The 18608-nt window shown below is 70.2% G+C and carries 15 protein-coding genes; 8 read left to right on the plus strand and 7 right to left on the minus strand.

The window, feature by feature from the left end; all coding sequences use genetic code 11:
- The first annotated feature begins 81 nt into the window (after positions 1-81).
- Genes ACIBEF_RS06755 through ACIBEF_RS06765 form a run of 3 tightly spaced genes read left to right on the plus strand, consistent with a single transcriptional unit; the run spans position 82 to position 5742 of the window.
- Positions 82-1647 carry a sodium:solute symporter gene (locus ACIBEF_RS06755; RefSeq protein ID WP_396791820.1) on the plus strand — a complete coding sequence of 522 codons (1566 nt, stop codon included), beginning with the start codon at positions 82-84 and terminating at the stop codon, positions 1645-1647.
- 11 nt (positions 1648-1658) lie between these two features.
- Positions 1659-2843 carry an anhydro-N-acetylmuramic acid kinase gene (locus ACIBEF_RS06760; protein ID WP_396791822.1) on the plus strand — a complete coding sequence of 395 codons (1185 nt, stop codon included), beginning with the start codon at positions 1659-1661 and terminating at the stop codon, positions 2841-2843.
- A gap of 25 nt (positions 2844-2868) precedes the next feature.
- A complete protein-coding gene (locus ACIBEF_RS06765) occupies positions 2869-5742 on the plus strand; it encodes an FAD-binding and (Fe-S)-binding domain-containing protein (RefSeq protein ID WP_396791824.1) in 2874 nt (957 codons plus the stop codon).
- 71 nt (positions 5743-5813) lie between these two features.
- Here ACIBEF_RS06765 and ACIBEF_RS06770 read toward each other — a convergent pair whose 3' ends face one another.
- From ACIBEF_RS06770 to ACIBEF_RS06780, 3 genes are all read right to left on the minus strand, one after another.
- Positions 5814-6443 (minus strand): SpoIID/LytB domain-containing protein, encoded by a 630-nt coding sequence (locus ACIBEF_RS06770; RefSeq protein WP_396791826.1) that lies wholly within the window; start codon positions 6441-6443, stop codon positions 5814-5816.
- A gap of 104 nt (positions 6444-6547) precedes the next feature.
- Entirely contained in the window at positions 6548-8578 is a 2031-nt protein-coding gene (locus ACIBEF_RS06775; protein ID WP_396791828.1) for a hypothetical protein, read from the minus strand.
- Between the two features lie 67 nt (positions 8579-8645).
- Positions 8646-9047, minus strand: a complete 402-nt coding sequence (locus ACIBEF_RS06780; RefSeq protein WP_396791938.1) for a hypothetical protein — start codon at positions 9045-9047, stop codon at positions 8646-8648.
- Between ACIBEF_RS06780 and ACIBEF_RS06785 the strand changes: the two genes are divergently transcribed.
- On the plus strand, positions 9001-9462 hold the full coding sequence (locus ACIBEF_RS06785) for a CGNR zinc finger domain-containing protein (RefSeq protein WP_396791935.1): 462 nt from the start codon (positions 9001-9003) through the stop codon (positions 9460-9462). The two genes, ACIBEF_RS06780 and ACIBEF_RS06785, sit on opposite strands and share 47 nt — an antisense overlap.
- Before the next feature lie 88 nt (positions 9463-9550).
- Here ACIBEF_RS06785 and ACIBEF_RS06790 read toward each other — a convergent pair whose 3' ends face one another.
- The 3 genes from ACIBEF_RS06790 to ACIBEF_RS06800 form a co-directional block, all read right to left on the minus strand.
- The gene (locus tag ACIBEF_RS06790; RefSeq protein ID WP_167337290.1) at positions 9551-9697 is read right to left on the minus strand and encodes a hypothetical protein; all 147 of its coding nucleotides are present in this window, start codon (positions 9695-9697) and stop codon (positions 9551-9553) included.
- 124 nt (positions 9698-9821) lie between these two features.
- Positions 9822-10463: a GNAT family N-acetyltransferase gene (locus ACIBEF_RS06795; protein WP_396791830.1), complete on the minus strand. Its 642-nt coding sequence runs from the start codon at positions 10461-10463 to the stop codon at positions 9822-9824.
- Positions 10464-10717: 254 nt separating this feature from the next.
- Entirely contained in the window at positions 10718-11929 is a 1212-nt protein-coding gene (locus tag ACIBEF_RS06800) for a cellulose-binding domain-containing protein (RefSeq protein ID WP_396791832.1), read from the minus strand.
- A gap of 435 nt (positions 11930-12364) precedes the next feature.
- Between ACIBEF_RS06800 and ACIBEF_RS06805 the strand changes: the two genes are divergently transcribed.
- Together ACIBEF_RS06805 and ACIBEF_RS06810 are read left to right on the plus strand one after the other, a co-directional pair.
- Positions 12365-12751: a YciI family protein gene (locus ACIBEF_RS06805; protein ID WP_396791834.1), complete on the plus strand. Its 387-nt coding sequence runs from the start codon at positions 12365-12367 to the stop codon at positions 12749-12751.
- Complete coding sequence (locus ACIBEF_RS06810; RefSeq protein ID WP_396791836.1) at positions 12751-13965, plus strand: RNA polymerase sigma factor; 1215 nt, start codon at positions 12751-12753, stop codon at positions 13963-13965. The genes ACIBEF_RS06805 and ACIBEF_RS06810 overlap by 1 nt, the downstream gene beginning before the upstream one ends.
- A 166-nt stretch (positions 13966-14131) precedes the next feature.
- Here the strand turns inward: ACIBEF_RS06810 and ACIBEF_RS06815 are convergent, their stop codons facing one another.
- Positions 14132-14692: a hypothetical protein gene (locus tag ACIBEF_RS06815; RefSeq protein WP_396791838.1), complete on the minus strand. Its 561-nt coding sequence runs from the start codon at positions 14690-14692 to the stop codon at positions 14132-14134.
- Between the two features lie 109 nt (positions 14693-14801).
- Here ACIBEF_RS06815 and ACIBEF_RS06820 point away from each other — a divergent pair, with 109 nt between their 5' ends.
- Positions 14802-15170, plus strand: coding sequence for a VOC family protein (locus ACIBEF_RS06820; RefSeq protein ID WP_396791840.1), 369 nt, complete (start codon positions 14802-14804; stop codon positions 15168-15170).
- A 223-nt stretch (positions 15171-15393) separates the two neighbouring features.
- Positions 15394-18534 carry a glycosyl hydrolase family 95 catalytic domain-containing protein gene (locus ACIBEF_RS06825; protein WP_396791842.1) on the plus strand — a complete coding sequence of 1047 codons (3141 nt, stop codon included), beginning with the start codon at positions 15394-15396 and terminating at the stop codon, positions 18532-18534.
- Positions 18535-18608 lie beyond the last annotated feature (74 nt).

The raw sequence follows: 18608 nt of genomic DNA on the forward strand, positions 1-18608 counted from the left end.
GCCCGGACGGGCAGTGGCAAAAAGTTTCGAGTTAGGCTGGCTCAACGTCACTTATTGACAACCGCTGGTTGGGAGCGAGCCGTGCGTCAACTCGACCTCGTCGTGATCGTGCTGTACCTCGTGGTGATCGCCTTCGTCGGACTACGCCTGTCCGGTAAACAGAAGTCCGCCAAGGACTACTTCGTGGGCGAGGGTCGGCTGCCCTGGTGGACCGTCTCGTTCTCGGTGGTTGCCACCGAGACCAGCGTTCTGACCGTGATCAGTGTTCCCGGCGGCGCCTACAGCGGTCAGGGCTTCGGCAACGTCGAGCTGGCCCTGGGTTACGTCATCGGTCGGGTCGTGGTGGCCGCGGTGCTCATCCCGCTCTACAAGCGGGGTGGGTTCGTCAGCGCCTACCAGTACCTCGGTGAGCGGTTTGGCCTGAAACTTCAGGGCCTGGCGTCGGTGACGTTCGTCTTCACCCGCCTACTCGCCGAGGGTGTACGGCTGTTCGCCTCGGCCATTCCCATCAAGCTTCTTCTCGACGAGTTCGGGCTGAATGTCGGCTATCAGGCGATCATCATCGTCCTGACGCTCATCACGGTGGTCTACACCTACCTCGGTGGCATCAAGGCGGTCATCTGGACCGACGCCATCCAGATGGGGCTGTACCTGGGCGGGGCCATCCTGGCCATCGCGGTGCTCAGCCACGCCGTCGGCTTCGACGGCTACTCGCAGGCGCTGGACGCCGGTAAGTTCCAGCTCTTCGACACCAACGTCAACCTCGCGCACGTGCTCACCAGCCCGTTCGCCCTGCCGACCGCCATCATCGGTGGCGCGATCTTCGCGATGGCCAGCCACGGCTCGGACCAGCTGATCGTGCAGCGCATCCTGTCCACCCGCACGCTGCGCGAGGGACAGAAGGCGATGATCTCCTCGGGCATCTTCGTGGTGATCCAGTTCGCGGCATTCTCCCTGGTCGGCGCGCTGCTGTGGTCGTACAACAAGGGTCAGACCTTCAAGGAACTCGGCCTGGCCAGCAGCGACAACCTCTACCCGAGCTTCATCCTGCACGCCCTGCCGGTGGGCATCTCGGGTCTGCTGGTGGCCGGTATCCTCGGCGCCGCGATGGGTTCCTTGTCCTCGGCGCTGAACTCGATGTCGAACTCCACGGTCGCCGACTTCATCCACAGCTTCTTCCGCACGGTGCCGTCCGACGACACGATGCTCCGGCTCGCCCGGGTGATGACCCTGGTCTGGGCGGTGCTGATGGCGATCTTCGCCTGCGCGTTCAGCTCCAGCACCGGAAACGTCTACCTGACCGGTCTGACCATCGCCGGCTACACCTACGGGGCGCTGCTCGGCGCCTTCCTGCTCGGCCGTCTCGTCAAGCGGGCCAACCAGGTGGACGCGGTGATCGCCTTCCTGGTCACCGTGGCGGTGATGACCTACATCGTCCGCTACGTCAAGATCGATGTGACGACGGCCGGAACCACCACCGCCACCGCCATCGCCGCGCAGTGGCTGGTCCCGATCGGCGTTTTGATCACCCTGGTCGTCGGCGCGGTGTCCAGCCGGTTCCACCCGGCCCCGGAGACGCCGTACGACCATGGACGTACCGACGAGGTCGACGACGACGCGGCGGCGGCGCCCGCCGGCCGGGCGTGAAGGAGGACGTGATGCGCGTGATCGGCCTGATGTCCGGAACCTCCTACGACGGCATCGAAGCCGCAGCGGCCGAGTTCGAGCTGATCGGCGACACAGTGCGGATGCGACCGCTGGGCCGGCTCAGCCACCCCTACTCGGACGAGTTGCGCACGCAGATCGCCGCGGCCCTGCCGCCGGCGGCGACCACCACCGAGGCGATCTGCGTGCTGGACACCGGCATCGGTCAGGCCTTCGCCGAGGCCGGCGCGCGGGCCCTCGCCCAGCTGTGCGACGGCAACGCCGACCTGGTCGTGTCGCACGGGCAGACGATGCATCACTGGGTGGAGGATGGCAGGGTTCGGGGCACTCTCCAGCTGGGTCAGCCGGCCTGGATAGCGGAGGCCATCGGCCTTCCGGTCGTGGCCGACCTGCGCAGCCGCGACGTGGCCGCCGGCGGCCAGGGCGCCCCTCTGGTCGCCCTGTTCGACACACTGCTGCTCGGTGGCCTACCCGGCGTCCCGGCCGCGCTGAACCTGGGCGGCATCGCCAACATCACTGTCGTCGCGCCGGACGCGGACCCACTCGCCTTCGACACCGGCCCGGCGAACGCACTCCTCGACGCCGCCGCCCGCCACTTCAGCGGGGGCACCGAGGAGTACGACAGGGACGGGCGCGGGGCCGCTGCCGGGCAGGTGAACCCGGACCTGCTGCGGCGGCTGCTCGACGAGCCGTACTACCGGCTGCCCGGCCCGAAGAGCACCGGGAAAGAGCTGTTCCATCTGCCCTACCTGCTCGCCGCCCTCGCCGACGCGCCCACACCGGATCCGCAGGACGTGCTGGCCACGCTCACCCGACTGACGGCGGTCACGGTGGCCGGCGCCTGCCGCGACCACGGCGTCACCCGGCTCGTCGTCTCCGGCGGCGGCGCACACAACCCGACCCTGATGCGCATGCTCGCCGACGAGCTGCCCGGCGTCCAACTGTCCTCCAGCGACGACCTGGGCATCGCGTCGGACGCCAAGGAGGCGCTGGCCTTCGCGCTGCTGGGCTACCTGACCGTGCACGGGCTGCCGGGCACCCTGCCCTCGGGCACCGGAGCGCGGCACGCCTCGGTGCTCGGCAGCATCACCCCCGGCCGGCAGCCGCTGCGGCTGCCGGCTGCGGCCAGCACCGCCCCCGCCCGGTTGCTTGTCGTCGCGTCTCCGGTGGCCGACTGACCATCCCTTCTCGGAGGATCCGCCCATGAGCACCGTCGTACCCGTGCCGCCGCCGAGCGCGGCCGGCGCTCGCGCCCGCGAGGTCGCCGAGCTGCTGCGCTCGCGTCTCGACGATCCGAACCGGGCCAGCGCCGAGCTGCCCCGGAGGCTGGCGGCGGCACACGACGCCTCGCCGTACCTGTTCGAGCCGCAGGCCGTGGTCCGCGCCGCCTCGGCCGCCGAGGTGGGGGCACTGATGGCCGGGGCCCGCGAGGCCGGCGTGCCGCTGACCCTGCGCGGCGGCGGTACCAGCCTGGCCGGGCAGGCCGGCGGCGCGGGCGTGCTGGTCGACGTCCGCACCGACTGGCGTCACGCCGAGGTCCTCGACGACGGCCGCCGCATCCGGCTCCAGCCGGGCCTGACGATCCGGCAGGCCAACGCCCGGTTGGCCCGCTACCGACGCCGACTCGGCCCGGACCCGGCCAGCGAGGCCGCCTGCACGGTGGGCGGCATGGTGGCCAACAATTCCAGCGGGATGACCTGCGGCACCACCGACAACGCGTACCGCACCATGGAGTCGCTGCGCTTCGTGCTCCCGTCCGGCACCGTCGTCGACTCCGGCGCCCGCGACGCCGACGACCGGCTGCGGGCCGACGAGCCCGAGCTGCACGCCGGGCTGCTGCGCCTGCGCGACCGGGTGCGCTCGACGCCGGGGTCGCGCGCCACCATCGAGCGGCTGTTCGCCATGAAGAACACCATGGGGTACGGGCTGAACTCCCTGCTCGACCACAGCACCCCTGTCGAGATGCTCGCCCACCTGATGATCGGCAGCGAGGGCACGCTCGGCTTCGTGGCCGAGGCCGTCTTCCGTACCGTCGAGATCCACGACCACGCCGCCACCGGCCTGCTGATCCTGCCCGGTCTCACCGCCGCCACCGACGCGCTGCCGGCGCTGCTCGCCGCCGGTGCCCGTACCGCCGAGCTGCTCGACGCGGCCGCGCTGCGGGTCAGCCAGCGCGACCCGGGTGCCAGCACGGCCCTGCGCGGGCTGACGGTCACCGGGCACGCCGCGCTGCTGGTGGAGTTCGCCGAGGACAGCGCGGAGCAGTTGGCCGCGACGCTGGCCGACGCCCGGCCCGTACTCGACCGGCTGCCGGCCGTCACCGGCACCGAGCTGACCCGCGACCCCCGCGAACGGGCCAACCTCTGGCACCTGCGCAAGGGCCTCTACACCGCCGTCGCCGGGGCCCGCCCGCCCGGCACCACGGCCCTGCTGGAGGACGTCGCGGTGCCGATGCCACGCCTGACCGGCACCTGCGACGGGCTGATCCGCCTGTTCGACAGGCACGGCTACCCGGACGCGGTGATCTTCGGACACGCCCGGGACGGCAACCTGCACTTCATGCTGACCCAGTCCTTCGACACCGCCGCCGAGATCGACCGCTACGCCCGGTTCACCGACGACATGGTCGACCTGGTGCTCGCCGAGGGCGGGACGCTCAAGGCGGAGCACGGCACCGGTCGGGCCATGGCGCCCTTCGTCCGCCGGCAGTACGGCGACGAACTGTACGACGTGATGCGTGAACTCAAGCGGTTGTGCGACCCGAGCGGCCTGCTCAACCCAGGTGTGCTGCTCAACGACGACCCGACCGTGCACCTGCGGCAGCTCAAGGCCGTCCCGACGGTCGACCCCGAGCTGGACGCCTGCGTCGAGTGTGGCTACTGCGAGCCGGTCTGCCCCACCGCCGACGTCACCACCACACCCCGGCAGCGCATCGTCCTGCAACGGCAGATCGCCCTCGCCACCGCCGCCGGCGACGAGGAGCGCCGCCGGGAGCTCACCGCCGACTACGAGTACGCCGCGGTGGACAGCTGCGCCGCGGACAGCCTCTGCGTCACCGCCTGCCCGGTCGGCATCGACACCGGAGCGGCGATGAAACGGCTGCGCGCCGAGCGGCACAGCCCTCGCGCCCAGCGCACCGCCCGCACCGCCGCGAAGCACTGGCAGGCCGCCGTCACGGGCGTCCGGGTGGGGCTGACCGCCGCGCACGCCGTGCCGACACCGGTCACCCGCGCCGCCACCGGGATGATCCGTGGGCTCGGCGCCACGGAACTGGTGCCACTGTGGACCGACGACATGCCGCGTGCCGGCGCTCCCCGCCCCACCCCGCGCAGCGCGCCGGACGCCCAGGCGGTGTTCTTCGCGGCCTGCGTCGGCAGTCTCTTCGCCCCCGAGGACGGCTCGTCCGGCGGGTCGGCGGCGGCGTTCCTGCGCCTCTGCGAACTGGCGGGGGTGCCGCTCGTCGTACCGACCGGCACGGCGGGCCTGTGCTGCGGAACCCCGTGGCAGTCCAAGGGTTACCCCGCCGGCCACCGCGAGATGGCACAGCGGACCCTGGAGGCGCTCTGGACGGCCAGTGACGAGGGTCGCCTGCCTGTCGTGTGCGACGCGTCATCGTGCACGCACGGGTTGACGCAGCTGACCGCCGCGCTGGCCGAGGAGGATCAGGCACGCTACGGCGCGCTGCGCTTCGTCGACAGCGTGACCTTCACCGCCGAACACCTCCTGCCGGCGCTTCCGCAGCCCCGGCGACTGGGATCGCTGGCGCTGCACCCCACCTGCTCCACCGTGCACCTCGGCGGCATCGACGACCTGCGCGCGGTGGCCGGGGCGGTCGCCGACACCGTCACCGTGCCGGACAGTTGGGGGTGCTGCGCCTTCGCCGGTGACCGGGGGCTGCTGCACCCCGAGGTCACGGCCGGCGCCACGGCGGCGCAGGCCGCCGAGATCAATGAGCGCGACCACGACGCGTACGCCTCCTGCAACCGCACCTGCGAGATGGGCATGAGCCGGGCCACCGGCCAGCCGTACCGGCATGTGCTCGAGGTGCTCGTCGAGGCGATCGAGCCGCTGGGCTAACCGGCGCGTGCCCATGAGAGCGCCGCCCGCCACGGATCTGCGGCGGGCGGCGCGTTCGGTGCGTGAAACCCTCAGGAGAGGGCGATGTCGCGGTAGTAGTAGCGCAGGATCGCCTGGTAGCTCTTGCCCTCGTTGGCGAGGTCACGCGAGCCGTACTGCGACAGCCAGTCCCCGTCCACCCAGCCACCGCATGCGGTCGTCGTCGCACAGTAGTGCGCCCGCAGGATGTTGCCGCTCCGGGTCATCCGGGCCGACCAGGTCCGGTCCACCGCGGCGGACGTCGACGTCTGCGCCGTCGACGGCCGGTAGACCTGGTCACCGGTGTCGTCCCGAACGCCGTAGCACTGCCCGCCGGACGTCTTCCGGGTCGAGTGCAGCGCCCAGTACCAGCCGTAGCTCTTGACGGCCATCGCACCGGCGTCCAGCGAGGCGGACGGCCAACTCGTCACCCACTCGTTCGGGAAGACGTTCTTGACGTACGTCTTGAAGTCGACCCGGTCGACCCGGCCGAGACTGACCCGGTAGACGAGGATGGTGCTCGGCAGCTTGCTGTTGGTGCCGTCGGTGCTACAGCCCGTCGGCCCGCTCAGCAACTCGTGCGAGGCGTTGTTGTTCTTCAGCGTGGCGTTGAGGTTTCCCTTCGCGCCGGACGTGAAGTCCTGGCTCGCACCGGCGAAGTTGCTGTTGAACCAGACCCGCACGGTCTTGCCGGTGCGGTTCCACACCGACGCGGCGGCGGCGCACCAGCCTGCATCTCGGTAGCGCGCGCCGGCTCGCCGGGACGGTGGTCCCGGCGGGTCCGGCCTCACGGGCAGGGTGTCCGCGCGCAGACGTCGACGACCGTGCCGGTGAGCAGGAAGACCGCCTTCTGTTTCTGGGCTCCGGCCTGGGCGCGGGGGAACTCGTGCGGATCGTCGCCGTACTCCGGCCCCGCCGGGGAGAGGTTGGTCGGTGGCGGCGCGTACGCCGCGCCGCTGTTCCAGATCACGATCGCCGAGCCGGTGTACGGGTAGTGGCGGATCGGCGTGATGCCCCAGTACGGCCGCACGTCCAGTGACCAGCCGTCGGCGAGCGCGGGGGTGTGCAGGCGCGCGCCGATGGTGCGCGCCTGCACCTCCGCCGCGGCGGGCGAGACCTGCTGGTCGCCGAAGGCCACGTGCATCAGCACCTGGTGCGCCGGCGTACGCGGCAGCGGCAGGTCGGTCATGTGCTGGGCGTACCCGTTGGCCTCGGACCGGTCCCACAACATCTGCAGCAGCGCGAGGACCAGCTGTTGGTCGACCTTGTCCGGGTAGTAGCCGTCCAGCACGCTCTGGAACGGTGCGAAGTCCACGCTGCGTTGCAGCAGCGTGGAGTAGTTCATCGCCGGTACGCCGAGCACCGACCGGGTCCAGTCCTGGGCGATGGCGGTGAGGGCACCTCCGTTGATGCCGCCCTGGCTGTTGCCGTCGTAGTGCAGCCCGCCGACGCGATCGATCAGCGGCCGGGCGGTGGCGTCCCGAAACGCCGGGTGGGCGGCGAAACCAGCCGGGTGGATCATCGCGCGTCCCAGGAAGAGGAAGTTCAGGAAGCTCTGCTGCAACCGGTCCGCCACCGCGGGGAAGACGCTGAGGTCGGTGAAGGCGTTGGCCACGAAGGGAACGTCGGCGGCGGCCATGCCGATCCAACTGGTCGCGCAGAAGGTGAAGTTGTGGGTGTTGGACATCGTCCTGACGTTGCCGGCGTTGATCTCGGTCGGTCGGCCGAGCAGTCCGTGCCCGTAGAGCGAGAGGTGGGCCGGCCGGGCTGCCGAGGCGCTGCGCGGGATGTTGCAGACGAAGTCGGCGGCCAGCGTCGCGCCGGATGGTGTGGGCAGGGCGTTCGGCGTGGACGGCGTCCCGGCGCCGCCGGCGGGCCCGTAGTGCAGGCGCGAGCCGGGCCCGCCGTCGCCGGTCAGATAGGACGGTACGCCGACGGTGCCGGTCACCTGCCGGGCGATCAGCGGATCCTGCTCCGGTGAATAGTCGGTCACCTGGGTGACGGTGACCGGCGGCGCGGCCCGGCCGAGGTCGGCGAACGCGCCGTCCCGGACCGCCACCATCCGCCCGGTCAGCCCGTGCCGACTGGCCACGGTGAAGTCCCAGGCCAGGTAGAGGCTGTGCCGCTTGACGCCGGCCCGGCTCAGCTCGCCGACGATCCGCCTCAGGTGCGGCCCCCGCGCGTCGCGCTGGTTGAGGCCGGCACCGGTCAGGTACGCCGTGAACGTCTTCGGCGCCGGGATCGACGCCCCGTTGCCGTCCCGCAGGCCGCGCAACCCGACGACGTAGCGGGTGCCCTCGGTCAGCGCCACCGCCGGCCGGATGATCAGCAGTTGCCGGTCGGGCTGGCCGGTGGCGTGCGCGTCCAGCTCGGCCCAGTACGGCGTGCGCTCACCGGTCCGGGTGTTGAGCAGAACGATCGGCGCGTTCGGTGCCAGCGAGCGGCCGATGTCGGTGACCGGTGCGATCCCGCTGGCTCCGGCGTCGAGGCCGGGTACGCGCACCAGGATCGGTGAGCCCGCGCTGAACCCGTCCTGCCGGTTCCACTCCGTCGGGTCGATCGGGGTTCCCTGCACATTGGCGGGCATCGCGGCGGCGGCGATCCGCACCCGCTTGCCGGTGGGGCTGCTCCGGTCCGCCACGGTGAAGTAGTCGTTCGGGAACGGCAGCAGGCAGGCCGCCGGGTCGATCGGGTCGCAGGACGGGTGCCCGGCCGGTGCGGTATTCGTCGGTGCGGCGGGGGCCGCCGTGCCGAGCAGGACGGCACCCGCCGTGACCAGCACGGACACGGCGAGATGGAGCCCTCTGGAGGTGGTCACACGCATCTCCTTCGACGCTGGACGGCGGATCGACGGGTGGTGTCCTTCCTACGCTTGCGAAAGAAGCTCAGCAAGCATCGATGTGTCCACCCTCAACCGCTCGTGGACGCCGCAGCAGTACGCCGCCGGCGACGCCCGCGAGAATCGGGAAGGCGGCCACCACCAGCAGTTGGCTCCGGGACAGGAACAGCGCTGCGGCGAACGGTCCCATGAAGAGCCCGGACAGCGCGATCAGTGCGGCGGCCAGCGACAGGGACTGCACGGTGGCGGTCATCGCGAGGGGTACGCCGACCGCGACCATGGCCCAGACCGTCGCGAGAGGCGCGCGGGACGCCGGCATCGGACGCCACGCCCAGAGCAGTGATCCCACGAACGCGCCACCGGCGGTCACGCTGAGGAGCAGCCACGCTGACGTCGAGCAGCTGAGCAGGCCGACAGATTTCGCGGACTGGGCCGTCCAGGCCGGCATCGTCGAGCAAGCACCTGATGTGGACGACGCCGGCCTGCGGCACGTCAAGGCGGTCCGAGAGGCGATGTTCCGCCTGGTCCAAGCCCTGATCGACGGCACGGACGCGGCCACCGCGGATCGCGATCTGGTCAATGAGGCCGCGGCGAAACCACTGCCCACGCTGCGCCTCGACGTCGACGGGGTGCACCGCAACGGCGGCCTGCACGCCGTCCTGACAGTCCTCGCCCGCGACTGCCTGGAGTTGCACGCCAGCGACGACCGGCTGGCCCTCCGCTGGTGCGCCGACGAGCACTGCACCCGGCCGTTCGTCGACCGGTCGCGAGGCGCACGGCGGCGCTGGTGCGGCATGCGCGGCTGTGGGGACCGCGCCAAGGCCGCCGCGTACCGCCAGCGACGGCGAACGGCGGCCCAGTGAGGGCAACAGAATCGCGGTCGGTGGCCGGCAGCGAGATCACGCTCTGGCTGCTGGCCACCGACCGCATCAACGACGACTCACGCGAAGGTCAGTCGGTGATCACCGGCCAGGCGTAGGCCAGCAGGGCGCAGGCGGCACCCAGAAGCGCGAGCGAGACACCCCTCGTGGGCAGCGGCAGAGCAGCGAGCACGATCAGGATGACGGCGACAACGTAGAGAAATGCCTGGACCGACATGGTGCTCTCCTCAATCAGGGGTAGCGGGCGGCTGCCCTCAACCGCCGGGATACCCCCGGGCGTGATCTCGGAAAACCTCCTGCTGAACACGTTTTGGCCCACAGTGGTACGTCCGCTGCGGTGTCTACGTCGCGAGCAGCAGCGCCTCGGCACCCACCGGTCGGAAACCCGCCGCCTGGAACGCGCGCACGCTGCGCGCGTTGCCGGCGGCCTGCTGGGCCCAGACCGGATCACCGTCGGGCACGAGGTGTCGGGCGGCCGTCGCCAGCGCCCGTCCCAGACCCCGGTGGCGACACCCGTCGTCGACCTCTGTCGCCGCCTCCCACCGGCCGGCCACCCCGCGGCCGAGCACGACCACCCCACCCTCGGCGGCCCAGACACGGATGTCGTCACGACGCCGACGTGCCCTGAGCTCACGAGGATGGCCCGCGTCCGCCAGTTCGGTCAGCGGCAGTGGAGGTGGCCCGTCAAGGCTGCTCGCCACGGTCAGCAGGTCGATCGTGTCCATGGAGCGCCGGGTGTGGTCGAGCAGCGCGCCCAGGAAACGCGGATTCATCGTGGCCGCCAGTGGGTCGCAGTCGACAGACGCCAACGTACGGCGTACCCACTGGGGGTCCTCGTCGGTGAACACCACCGAGTGTCCGGTGAAGGCGATGACTCCGGCGTCACGGCAGCTTGGCTGTGGCACCACTGTGGTTCCACCGTCCGGTGACGGAAAGCGCCCGTGCGCCGCCGCGTCCAGGATGTCGGTCAAGGTGCTGCCCATTGTCGCCCTCTCCTCGGTCCCCGACGGCGCGGCTGCCGATAGTGGACGCGCACTGCGCTTCACGTCCCTCGTCACCGCCCGACCAAACAGTCTTCAGACATCCTGCCGCGCGGGGTGAGCAGCTGTGGGGCCCGCCGTGATGTGATGGAGATCAATGACGATCAAGGGTGTGACCCGGCCTCCGGATCACACCCTCGACACATTCCATGATCTGGACGGGCGCCGCCTACGGCCCCGCCCGCAGCCCCGAAGGGTCAGCAGCCGATCCGGCTCGACCCCAGCGCGACGTCGTCGTACCAGAGGGTGTCGGCTTCGCCGCCGTAGCTCTCCCAGCCCAGCTTCAGGTCGGTGAGCTGCGGCCGCCAGGTGCGGTTGTACCACTGGCCGTCGATGTCGTGCGTCGGTGCGCCGTCCGCCGTCAGCCCGGGAATGGCGGTCCCGTCCACCCAGGTACGCAGCTGACCGGCCGCGCCATCCACCATGAACTCCACACAGGTCCACCGGTTGGTGGGCAGTGGCAGGCTCTGCGCCACCCCGGCCGGGCTCTGCTCGGGCAGGGTGGCGTCGTCGGAGGCACGGTTCCACTGCAGGGCGCCGTTCTGGCCACCCAACCGCAGATCCCTGTTGCCGTCAGCCGCGTCGGCCATCGCCATCATCGTGGTGTGTTCGGTGGGTTGGGCGGTGGTGTGCCGCACCCAGATCCGGCCGTACCGGACGCTGCCCACGCTGCCGAGGTTCTTCGTGGATCTGACGAAGACGTGGTTGCAGTACCCGGCGGCGCCGTTGATCCGGACCGACCGGCTGCCGCTGTGTGCGGTCGCCGTGTCGATGGTGGCGGTACCCGCGCCGAAACAGTCCGGGCTCACCACGGTCCAGTCACCGGACGGTGTCGAACCGGCCTGGCCCTCGAAGCCGTCGCAGAGCACCGCGCCGGCACACCCGGTCGGCGGGTCGGTGGTGGGTGGAGGCGTGGTCGGCGGCGGCGTGGTGGGCGGCGGGGTGGTGGGTGGAGGCGTCGTCGGCGGCGGGGTGGTCGGCGGCGTGGCGCCGTTGCACGGCAAGCCGTTCAGGCTGAACCCGGTCGGGGCGCCACCGCTGGTGCCGTAGGTGCCCTGCAACCCGAACTCGGTGGAGCCGCCGGCCGGGATGCTGCCGTTGTACGACGCGTTGCGGGCGGTCACCGTCGATCCGGACTGGCTGACCGTGGCGTTCCAGCCACTGGTGACCCGCTCGTCCCCGGCGTACGTCCAGGTGACGGTCCAACCGGAGACGGCAGTGTCCCCCGGGGAGACCTTGACGGTGGCGGTGAATCCGCCGGGCCACTGGTTGGGTGTGTAGTCGACCCGGCAGCCCTGGGCGGCGGCGGCCGGGCCGGTGAGCAGGGCCGCTCCGGTGGTGGCCGCGGCGGCGGCCAGCGCGGCGGCGACCACCAGGGTCGCGGCGGGGCGGGCACGGAAAATCGTCATGAAGGGTCCTTCTGCCATCGAGCTGAGCGGGGGCGGCACGGCGGCGCGTCCTGGACGGACGCGGCGTGGCAACGTGCCCTGGATACGGCGCGGCGGTGCGCCACAGCGACCGGTCGCGCGTACGACCGACATGCCCGGCTCGGGGTGGACCTGTCAGCCGCCGACGGCCCGGTCCCCCGGACCCCGGCGGCGCCCACCCTCAATCTATTGACGAATGCCGATTGAATCAAGCATCGACGACACTGCCCAACCGCGGCGATCATGCAGTTTCAGTTGTCGACACCAGCGGAATACCCCATATGTCGGGACAGCAAGTGCAAGATCGCCGAGCAAGGGACAGAGAAGAATGGTCCGGGCTCGTGTCGATCCGCGGGCCGCCCGTTCGACGTGGGGATGCTGGGGTCGAGAGGCGGCCCGCCGGATGAGGAGAACACGATGTCGAAGTACCTGTTGATCATGCGGGGCACCGATGAGACGAACGCGGCCATGATGGCCAACCTCGACGAGATGATGGCCGCCACCCGCCAGTTCATCGAGGACATGATGAAGGCCGAGGTTCTCGTCGCGGCCGAAGGGCTGGACGATCCGCGCCAGGGCGTCGTTGTCGACTTCGGTGGCGAGGCACCGGTGGTCACCGACGGTCCGTACGGCGAGACAAGGGAGTTGTTCGGGGGCTACTTCCTGCTCGATGTCGCCACGAAACAGGAGGCGGTCGCGTGGGCCACGCGGGTCCCGGCGGTCCGCGGTTCCAAGATCGAGGTCCGGCGGGTGGCCGAGGCCGACGAGGTCCCGCAGGGCGGCGAGAGCAACGGCCAGGTCTGATGGGTACGGCCGACGTCGAGGCCGTCTGGCGGATCGAGTCGGCACGCATCGTGGCCGCGCTGACCCGGTTCACCGGTGACTTCGGGCTGGCAGAGGACGCGGCCCAGGAGGCGGTGGCCGAGGCTCTGGTCTCCTGGCCGCGCGCTTCTCCGGCCAATCCGGCCGGGTGGCTGATGGCCACGGCCCGGCGGCGGGCGATCGACGCGATCCGCCGCCGGGTCGCCCTCCGCGAGCGGTACGCCCTGTTGGCGGCCGAGCCCGCGCTCGATCAGGACATCGACCCCGACCGGATCGACGACGACGTGCTGGCGCTGATGTTCGTGAGCTGCCACCCGGTGCTCTCCCGTGAGTCGCGGGTGGCGCTGACCCTGCGGGTGGTCGGCGGCCTGTCCACCGAGGAGGTCGCCCGCGCGTTCCTGGTGCCGGTGCCGACCGTGCAGGCTCGCATCACCCGCGGCAAGAAGGCGATCACCGCGGCCGGGGTGCCGTTCGAGCTGCCGCCCGCCGGTGAGCGCCGCGAGCGGCTGGGCGGTGTGCTCAACGTCCTCTACGTGATCTTCACGGAGGGGTCGACTGCCACGTCGGGCGACCACCTGCTTCGCCCCGACGTGGCGTACGAGGCGATCCGGCTGGCCCGCACACTTGCCGCGCTCCAGCCGGACGAGCCGGAGGTACACGGCCTGCTCGCCCTGTGCGAGCTGACGGCCGCGCGTTTCCCGGCCCGGACCGACCCGGACGGCACCCCGATCCTTCTCGCGGACCAGGACCGTCGCCGGTGGGACTTCCCGGCGATCCGCCGTGGGCTGGCCGCGCTGGCCAGGGCAGCGCAGCGCGGCCTCGGCCCCTACGGTCTACAGGCCGCGATCGCGGCCACGCACGCGGCGGCGCCTTCGGTCGAGGAGACCGACTGGGCCCGGATCGTCCACCTCTACGAGACCCTCGGCAGCGTCGCGCCCTCGCCGGTGGTCGAACTCAACCGGGCCGTCGCCGTCGCCATGGCCTCGGGCCCGACGCCAGCCCTGGCCATCGTGGACGCGCTGATCGCCGCCAACCGGCTCTCCGGGTCACACCTCGTCCCGACCGTGCGCGGCGAACTGCTGACCCGCCTCGGCCGGCTTCCGGAGGCGCGCACCGAGCTGGAGCTGGCCGCCCGGCTCTGCGCCAATCAGCGCGAACGCTCGGTGCTGCTGCGCAAGGCAGCCGCGCTGAGCTGACGTAAGGCCTGTTTCATAAGGGCGGTCGAGCCGAGGCGGAGTCCGGGCGGCGATCCGGCAAGGCGCGGTTGCGTCCGGATACCGGTGTTGTATCCGGACGCAACCGCAACGCCACCGGTCGTCGTCCGGGCCCGCCGCAGGCCGGCCAGTTCTTATGAAACAGGCCTTAGTGGTCGTTCAGCAGGAAGAAGAGCGTCTGATGCTCGACGTCGAGGAATACGACGCGCCATCGTGCCGACGGATTCCCCTCGTTGTACACCGTGCTGTGCAGCCATTTTGGTGCGGTCGGCAGGAAGGGCACGAGGGGCGACCACGCGTCCGTGGGCTTGCTGGAGTGGGACAGTTCATCCAGGTTGACGGAGGACCAGGGCCGAAACTCGTACCGCTCTGCCAACGCTCTGGTGTCTTCCGGCCGCAGCTTGATCACACCCTGGTACTCCCAGTCCGTCGGGCCGGGCGCTCGGGAACACGGATTGCCGCCAGCACGAACCTGCCAGTGGATCTCGAGGTAATCGCCGAGGTCCGGCATCTCCTCTGGCGGATCCCAGCGGTCGGTCCGAACTTTCGCCTCGGCGACCTGCAACGACTTCTGGCACGAACGAATGTCGGCAGGATCATCTCGGACGGCCAGGATTCCGGCCGCGACGCACCCACCGGCCACCAGCACCATCGTGGCAACCGTGACGAGGGCGACCACCAGCACCGGCCTGCGCGTCTTCATGGTCATCAGACTAGAAGTCCAGGACCACCCGTCGCCGCCCGAGCCCGAGGCGCGCGGTCAGGGTCATGTCAGGCGGATAATCGAGCCGGCCGAGACGTCTGAGCTGGAGGTCCGCGTGCGCGTGATCCGCATTCTCCCCAACCTTCCGGTGGCTGACATCGGCGCCGCGAAGGGTTTCTACACCGACTTCCTCGGTCTCGGCACCGAGGAGTTCAACCTCGGCTGGGTGGCCCGCTACACCTCGCCCGACGCCGACAATGGCGTCGGGGCCGCCGCCGTGCAGCTCGTCTCCGGCGACGCGACCGCACCCGAGGACTCGGTCATCAGCGTGCAGGTGGATGACGTGGACGGTGCCTATGCGGAGGCACAGCGGCTCGGCTACGAGATCGTGCACCCGCTGACCACCGAGGCGTGGGGCGTACGCAGGTTCTTCGTCCGCGCTCCGGACGGCAACGTCATCAACGTGGCGGCTCACCACTCCTGAGGAGACCCGGGCCATCCCAAGGGATTGACCCTCACTGGCACCCGTTGTTAACTGCACATCAACGATGTGGACCGATGTTCATCCGGATGCCGTCAACCCGGCACGGTGACGCCGCTCCGCGTTGTCTCGACATCGCCCTCGTTTCGGCGGACGCGGGCACACCGGGGCACTTCCCGGGGTGCGAGACCTGCATCCGCACGACGATCCAGAGGAGATCGTGTCGATGAAGTTGACGCCGCCGCTACGAATCGTGCTCGCTATCCTGCTCGCCGGTGGTGTCGTCGCTGTCGGGCCGGCTGGGCCGGCGACTGCGGCACCAGCTGACGCCGCGTTCGGGACCAGCACGGGGACGTTGAACGTCAACCGGGCGGCCTACCTGTCGAAGCACGACATCGTCTACAACCGCCCGAACACCAACCCCCTGCACGGCATCACCGTCGGCAACGGCCGCACCGGCGCCATGGTGTGGAACGACAACGGTCTGACCGCCCAGGTCTCCGGTGTCGACCTGGCGCAGCAGTCCACCTATGCCGCCGGGCTGGTCAACCTGAACAGCAACCCGCAGCTCGACACCGGCTACACCACCTTCCAGCAGCGCCTCTCGCTGTACGACGGAACGCTGATCACGAAGTACGACAACAACCGCACCATCACGGTCCTGGGCGCGCCCAACTCCGAGGTGATGGGCATTCACGTCGAGGACACCCGCCCCGGGGTGAGCAGCGTCGGGCTCGACCTAAGCCTGTGGGACATGAACACCGTCCAGAACATCGCGGACGTCCCCGACCTCAACACCTGGCGTACCGTCTCGACCTTCGCCGATGCCAGCGGCGTCGGGTTGAGCCGTGGGCAGACCGACGCGAACAACTTCGGGTACACCCTGGCGGCCACCGTCGAGGGGGCGTCGTACTCGTCCCAGGTTGTCAACGGCACCCGGGTCCGGCTGACGATCACCCCCACGTCGAGCTACACGGTGTGGTTCACCGCGGCCAGCAGGATCAACTCACCGGGGCTGAACTCGGTGACCCAGGCGAAGACCCAGTTGGCGGCGGTTAAGGCCGCCGGCTACGCCACCACGTTGAACAACTACCGCAACTGGTGGCACGACTTCTGGGCCAAGTCGTTCGTCCAGTACTCCAACGCGGGCGGCGACGCCGACTACCTGGAGAACGTCTACTACCTGGCGACCTACATGATCGCGGCGGGCGGCTACGGGAACTACCCGCTGCACTTCATCAACGGGGTCTTCCGGGCCACCCAGGACACCTCGAAATGGAGCAACGGGTACTGGTACTGGAATCAGCGGGACGTCTACAACTCGTTCCTGGCCAGCAACCACGTCGACCTCATGGCCGGTTTCAACCGGCTCTACAGTCGCAACCTCTCCGCGTTGAAGTCGTACACCACCACCCGGTACGGCAGCGACGGGCTCTGGGTCCCCGAGACGATGGGCTGGGACGGCAACGCCCGGGGCACGATCAACAGCGACTACGTCAACGACACCTACTCGACCGGCACCGAGGCCGCCTACAACATGTACCTGCAGTACCGGTACAGCAACGACGAGACGTACCTGCGCAACACCGCATACCCGTACATGCGGGAGGCGGTGAAGTTCTACGAGGACATGCTCGACTACGACAGCGCCACCGGCCGGTGGTACATGGCCAGCTCGAACGCCCACGAGACGTACTGGGACGTCCGCAACGCCATCACCGACCTGGCGGCGGTGCGGCTGCTCTTCCCCCTCACCATCCAGGTGAGCCAGCAACTCGGCCTCGACGCCGGGCTGCGAGCCGGCTGGCAGAGCATCGTCAACAACCTGGCCCCCTACCAGGTGCAGAACGGGGCGTACCTGCCGCACGACCCACCGATCGCGCAGACCCGCAACAACGAGAACGTGGCGCTGGAGTTGGCCTGGCCCTACGACCAGACCGGCATCGGCTACCCCGACCAGCAGACCGCGATCACCACCTGGAACGTGCGGCCCCACCCGTACGGCAACGTCTGGTCCAACGACCACGTGCACGCCGCCCGGCTCGGCCTCGGCGACCAGGCCTTCCAGGGCATGCGGACGATGCTGCAGAAGTACCAGAACTATCCGAACGGGATGACCAACAACACCAACGGCGTCTTCGAGTACCTCGGCGTCCACCTGACGGCCACGAACGAGTCGTTGCTCCAGTCGTACAACGACAAGATCCGGGTGTTCCCGGCCGCGCCGACCGACGCCAGCTTCGTCGGGAAGTTCACCCTGCTCGCCAAGGACGGGTTCCTGGTCAGCTCGGAGCGCGAGGCCGGCGAGACCAAGTACGTGGGGCTGCGCAGCCAGTACGGCAAGACGGCCCGGGTGGTGAACCCGTGGGGCGGCCAGGAGGTCCGGGTCCGTCGTACCTCGGACAACGCCGTGCTGACCACCACCTCGGCCGCCGAGATCAGCTTCGCCACCGCGGCGAACACTGTGTACGTGGTGGAGCGCACCGCCAAACCGCTGTCGGCGTACGCGACCACCACGCTGACCGGCACCGCCAACCAGGCCGAGAAGGGCCTGTCCGGCACCGCCTCGACCCTGGGCCTTGGGGCCGCCGGCGGTGGCGGGCTGGTCAACGACACGATGTTGACCTACGACGCCAACTGGCACCACACCACCACCCGGGGGTACGGCGACTACAACGACGACACCCACCACAGCACCACCGTCGGCTCGGCGGCCAGCTACACCTTCACCGGCACCGGGGTGGAGTACCTGTCCGAGCGGTTCAGCGACATGGGCAACGTCGACGTCTACCTGGACAACGTGTTCCAGGCCAACGTCAACCTGAACGTCGCCGGCGCCCGCCAGGCGCAGCAGGTGGTGTTCCGCAAGACCGGCCTGGCCAACGGCTCCCACACGATCCGCATCGTCAACAAGACCACCTCGGTGGGCATGGTCGACGCGTTGCGGATCCTCACCGGCAGCACACCGACGACCGGCGCGGTCGCGCTGCGAGCGCAGGCGAACGGCCGGTACGTCAGCGCCACGAGTGCCGGCGCTGGCAACCTCGTGGCGTCCGCCGCCAGCGTCGGCAGCTCGGAGCAGTTCGACCAGATCGACCTCGGCGGCGGCACCATCGCCCTGCGGGCCCGGGTGAACAACCAGATCGTCTGCGCCGAGAACGCCGGCGCGAACCCGCTCATCGCCAACCGGACGACCGCCGGGTCGTGGGAGACCTTCGCCCTGGTCCGCAACACCGACGCCTCGGTAAGCCTGCGGGCGACGGTGAACAACAGGTACGTGGTCGCGGAGAACGGCGGGGCCGAGGCGCTGGTCGCGAACCGGGACGCGATCGGCCCGTGGGAGAAGTTCGATCTGGTCGCCCTCTGACGCCGGATCCGGCGGCCCGAGCGGGCCTGCCGGCTCCGAACCGCCACGCCCCGCCCGTCCACCCCCTCCCACAA

The organism is Micromonospora sp. NPDC050795, assembly GCF_044456785.1.
GTDB lineage: Bacteria > Actinomycetota > Actinomycetes > Mycobacteriales > Micromonosporaceae > Micromonospora.

Coding starts and splice junctions, on each gene's coding strand:
- ACIBEF_RS06760 (WP_396791822.1), top strand. CDS start 1,659: ATGCGCGTGATCGGCCTGATGTCCGGAACCTCCTACGACGGCATCGAA.
- ACIBEF_RS06765 (WP_396791824.1), top strand. CDS start 2,869: ATGAGCACCGTCGTACCCGTGCCGCCGCCGAGCGCGGCCGGCGCTCGC.
- ACIBEF_RS06780 (WP_396791938.1), bottom strand. CDS start 9,047: ATGCCGGCCTGGACGGCCCAGTCCGCGAAATCTGTCGGCCTGCTCAGC.
- ACIBEF_RS06790 (WP_167337290.1), bottom strand. CDS start 9,697: ATGTCGGTCCAGGCATTTCTCTACGTTGTCGCCGTCATCCTGATCGTG.
- ACIBEF_RS06795 (WP_396791830.1), bottom strand. CDS start 10,463: ATGGGCAGCACCTTGACCGACATCCTGGACGCGGCGGCGCACGGGCGC.
- ACIBEF_RS06800 (WP_396791832.1), bottom strand. CDS start 11,929: ATGACGATTTTCCGTGCCCGCCCCGCCGCGACCCTGGTGGTCGCCGCC.
- ACIBEF_RS06805 (WP_396791834.1), top strand. CDS start 12,365: ATGTCGAAGTACCTGTTGATCATGCGGGGCACCGATGAGACGAACGCG.
- ACIBEF_RS06810 (WP_396791836.1), top strand. CDS start 12,751: ATGGGTACGGCCGACGTCGAGGCCGTCTGGCGGATCGAGTCGGCACGC.
- ACIBEF_RS06815 (WP_396791838.1), bottom strand. CDS start 14,692: ATGACCATGAAGACGCGCAGGCCGGTGCTGGTGGTCGCCCTCGTCACG.
- ACIBEF_RS06825 (WP_396791842.1), top strand. CDS start 15,394: ATGAAGTTGACGCCGCCGCTACGAATCGTGCTCGCTATCCTGCTCGCC.